At 69.1% G+C, this 3,562-nt stretch carries 3 protein-coding genes and 1 pseudogene; 3 read left to right on the top strand and 1 reads right to left on the bottom strand.

Annotated features, from left to right (window positions below; genetic code table 11):
- The 3 genes and pseudogenes from JSV65_05965 (at position 1) to JSV65_05955 (ending at position 2,426) form a co-directional block, all read left to right on the top strand.
- Positions 1-188 (top strand): annotated as a pseudogene (locus JSV65_05965) (hypothetical protein).
- Positions 189-426: 238 nt separating this feature from the next.
- On the top strand, positions 427-1,791 hold the full coding sequence (locus tag JSV65_05960; protein ID UCH35897.1) for a hypothetical protein: 1,365 nt from the start codon (positions 427-429) through the stop codon (positions 1,789-1,791).
- A gap of 14 nt (positions 1,792-1,805) precedes the next feature.
- Entirely contained in the window at positions 1,806-2,426 is a 621-nt protein-coding gene (locus tag JSV65_05955; GenBank protein UCH35896.1) for an RDD family protein, read from the top strand.
- A 14-nt stretch (positions 2,427-2,440) separates the two neighbouring features.
- Here JSV65_05955 and JSV65_05950 read toward each other — a convergent pair.
- The coding region (locus JSV65_05950) for a radical SAM protein (GenBank protein UCH35895.1) at positions 2,441-3,562 on the bottom strand (1,122 nt) is incomplete at its 5' end.

Here is a 3,562-nt window from a genome sequence, read left to right as displayed (position 1 = left end):
TCTACGCGGCCTGCAAGCTCAAGGGGCTGACCGGCGACCAGGGCGTGATGATCCCGCGCCAGAACGTCAAGAACCTCATGCTGAAGCGCGAGGTGGCGCAGGCCGTCGAAGAGGGCACGTTTCACATCTGGGCGGTCTCGCACGTGGACGAGGGTATCGAAGTGCTGACCGGCGTGCCGGCCGGCGCTCCCGGCAAGGCGAAGACCATCCACGGCATGGTAGCCAAGCGGCTGCGCGCGTTCACGGCCGCACTGCGGGGAGCGCGCGAGGATCGGACGACGCAGATCATCGAGGTTCCGCCGAGCGTGGGCGAGCCGAGGCCGCCGGGACCGCCACCTCCCGGCCCGCCCATCCCGCCGCGGTAGGCGGCGAGCTGCTCAGAGAGGGGGCCGCGTGGGCGCAGCAAAGCAGCGCCGGATGAGGGTCGTGCGAGCACTACGCATAGGCAAGTGGGTGCTCTTCCTCCTGGGTTGCGCTGCCGCGCTCTCGCCCTTCGCCGTAGCGATCGCGGCATGGCGGGCGGAGGCGCGGCTCGCGGAGGCGGTGGCGGAGATCGCGAGTCGTGGGGAGCCCCTCATGCCGGCCGACCTCGCCAGGCCCCCGATTCCCGATGAGGAGAACGCGGCGCTCGTGTACGGGCAGGCGTTCGAAGCGATCGAGCTGTCGGACGAGGACGAGGAACTCCTCGACGATCTGAGACGAGAGAAGTCGAGCCTGGATAGCCCGGGGGTGCGCAGTCGAGCGTCGGACATCCTGAAGCGGAACGAGGAAGCCCTGGAGTTCATCCACCGCGCGGCTCACATGCCGCGCTGCGACTTCCGGGTTGACTGGAGCAAGGGGTACGATGTCGGATTCCCGCACCTCGCCAAGCTGCGCACCTGCGCTCGGCTGCTTGCGTTCGAGACTCTGATGCTCCTTGATGCGGGCCGGGTGGACGAGGCGACGGATGTCTGCGGCGCCATCTTCCGCGTCGCGAACGCGGCTGCGGAACCGTGCACGATTGGCCAGATGGTCCGGTATGCCATCGACGGCATGGGGTCGCGCTCCTTGAGTGCCGTGCTGCGCGAGTCCCAGCCCGACAGTGATCTCTGTCGGCGGCTCGCCGACGAGATCGGGCGCACTGATCTGGGTCCATCTTTCGCGGAGGCGCTGAAGGGGGAGCGCGCCCTCGGGCGAGCGACTTTCGCTGCGGTCAGATTGGCGGAGGATCCTCTCGATGCCATAGAGGACTTGCAGGCCGGACCACCGGCCGAGCCGTCGGAGTTGAGCGAGGGTGGCCGGCCCGACCGCCCACCAAAGCAGAGCTACATGGCGAGGTGGATGCTCGCATCCGACGAGGCGGACTACTTGCGGCGGATGGCGAGCGTCATAGAGGATGCCCCCCTGCCATACGGGGAAGCGCGGCGGGCGCTCGAGGAACTGTCCCACCTGCAGGTGACATACCTCCCGCCGCCGGGCATCGTCACCGCCATGCTCCTGCCCGCGTTCGACCGAACCTTCGCCCGCCGTGACAGCGCGGTCGCGCAGCTTCGGCTGGCCGAGGTCGCGCTGCTGCTCAAGGCACATAAGGGCGAGAGCGGTCGGTATCCGGAGTCCCTCGCCGAGCTCGACGAGTTCGCCGGGAGGGAACTCCCGGCCGATCCGTTCTCGGGGAAGCCGTTCGTGTATAGGCGAGAGGGCGATGGGTTCCTGCTCTACAGCTGGGGAGCCAACCTCGAGGACGACGGCGGGGTGCCTGCGGAGCGGAGGGTCCTGGAGGAAGACGACATCGTTATGCGCTGCCTGCGATAGAGGGGAACGGCCTTATGCCAACCGCCTCACCGGCCATCGCCACGGCAATTGACCTCGACCGGGACACTGCCGGCCTCGCGCGGCGCGCGGCGGCCGTGCTCATAGACATGGTGGTTCTGGTGATCCTGACAACGCCTCTGGCCTTGCCGCAGCTCGAACAGATGATGATTGCCGTGATGGCCCTGGACGGGGACCTGTTCTTCGACACGCTGTTCGAGTACGATCTCGCTTGGTGGCGGACCGCCGGGATCTACGCGGTTGGGTTCGGCTACGGCGTGTTCATGCTCGGCCGCTATCGCCGGACACTGGGCATGATGGTGTTCGGGGCGCGGGTGACGAATCCGGATGCCACGGACGTCGGGTGGGGGAAGGCGGCGCTGCGGACGGCCGCATATCTCATGCCCGCTGTCGCGGCGGATGTGCTGCTCGATCGGAGCGAACTGGCCGCGGTACTCGTGTCTGGGGTGCAGACCATCGGTCTCCTATGGATCATGGTTGACGGAGCGCACCAGGGCTACCACGACAAGATCGCGCGCACGCTGGTCATGCTCGAGCGGCGCTGCCGGGAGCGCGAGCGCGCTGGCAGCATCGAGGCGGAGCGCACTGCCGCGTCGGACTCCGACGCGGCGGCGTGAGAGGATATCGCCTCTCACGCGCCGCTCTGGGCGCCCTCCCACCCCGGGTAGCAGGCGCGGCAGAACGCGGGGTTCTTGCGAGCCCGGATCTGCTCCCTCAGTTGCTGCATCGCCGGCCCATTCCAGATCTCGGCGAAGCTCTGGGCCGGCTCGCCGTCGGTGGGGAGGAGCCGACCGAGGATCAGCCCGTCGGGGCCACCCGCATAGGGACACGGCATCACTTCCCCCCGCGCGGTGACGACGGTCCGCCCCCAAGGCCAGCGGCACGGCCGGCCGTCGGCCGGCATTCGCGGCGGCGGCGGCCCCTCGGGGCAGCGGAACTCCAGGCCCGCCGCGGCCGCGCGGCGGCGCGCTTCGGGGAGCACGCGCTGCAGGTCATCGCCCAGGGCGCGCCGCTCGTGCACGTACTCCTCCAGCGTCGCGGAGCCGAAGTTCGTGAGCTTGGCCGTGCACAGCAGCGCGTCCACGCCCCATTGGATGCAGCGGGAGACGAGGTCGGGAATCTCGCCTGTGGATGCGCGCTGGATCACGTGCCAGACACGGATCGCAGGCGACTTCCGCCGGCCGCGCTCGCGCACGAGCGAGACGATGCTCTCGCCTATCTGCTCCAGGTCGGAGCCGGGCCGCAGCCTGGCATGGGTCTCGGGGGTCGCGGCGTCAACGGAGATGTTCAGGTTGGTCAGGCCGCAGGCGAGGAGCTGCCGGCGGCGGTCGGCGTCGAGCAAGCTCCCGTTCGTGGTGGTGAGCACGCGGACTCGTCGCCGCCGCGCGCCGCGTACCATGTCGAAGTACTCGGGGTTCAGCAGGGGCTCGCCAAGGCCCACCAGCTTCAGTCGGTAGGCGGCCGGGAGCTGGTCGAGGATCCCCTCGAAGGCTTCGAGGGAGAGATGGCTCCGCACTCGTGTCGGTGCGAGGGCAGTGGCGGGGCAATGGGGACAGCGGAAGTTGCAGTAGCTCGTGGGCTCAATATCCACCCGCGCCGGGAGTGCCGGGTTGATCGTCGGCAGATCACGGTATGCGCGCCGCAGGCGCAGCGCGTTGATCAGGGCGAGAGCTGGTTTCACGGTGGCCGCCTGCGCAGATTCCCGGCCGGTCAGAAGAAGAAGCTGAAGGTCAGGGGCCGGACCCGCCACTCG

Source organism: Armatimonadota bacterium (assembly GCA_020354555.1).
Taxonomy (GTDB): domain Bacteria; phylum Armatimonadota; class Hebobacteria.
Note: the sequence above shows the minus strand (reverse complement) of the source record. Positions and strands in the feature narration are given on the sequence as shown.

Bases quoted from the DNA above. Each gene is read 5' to 3' on its own strand.
- JSV65_05955 (UCH35896.1), top strand. From the start codon at position 1,806: ATGCCAACCGCCTCACCGGCCATCGCCACGGCAATTGACCTCGACCGG.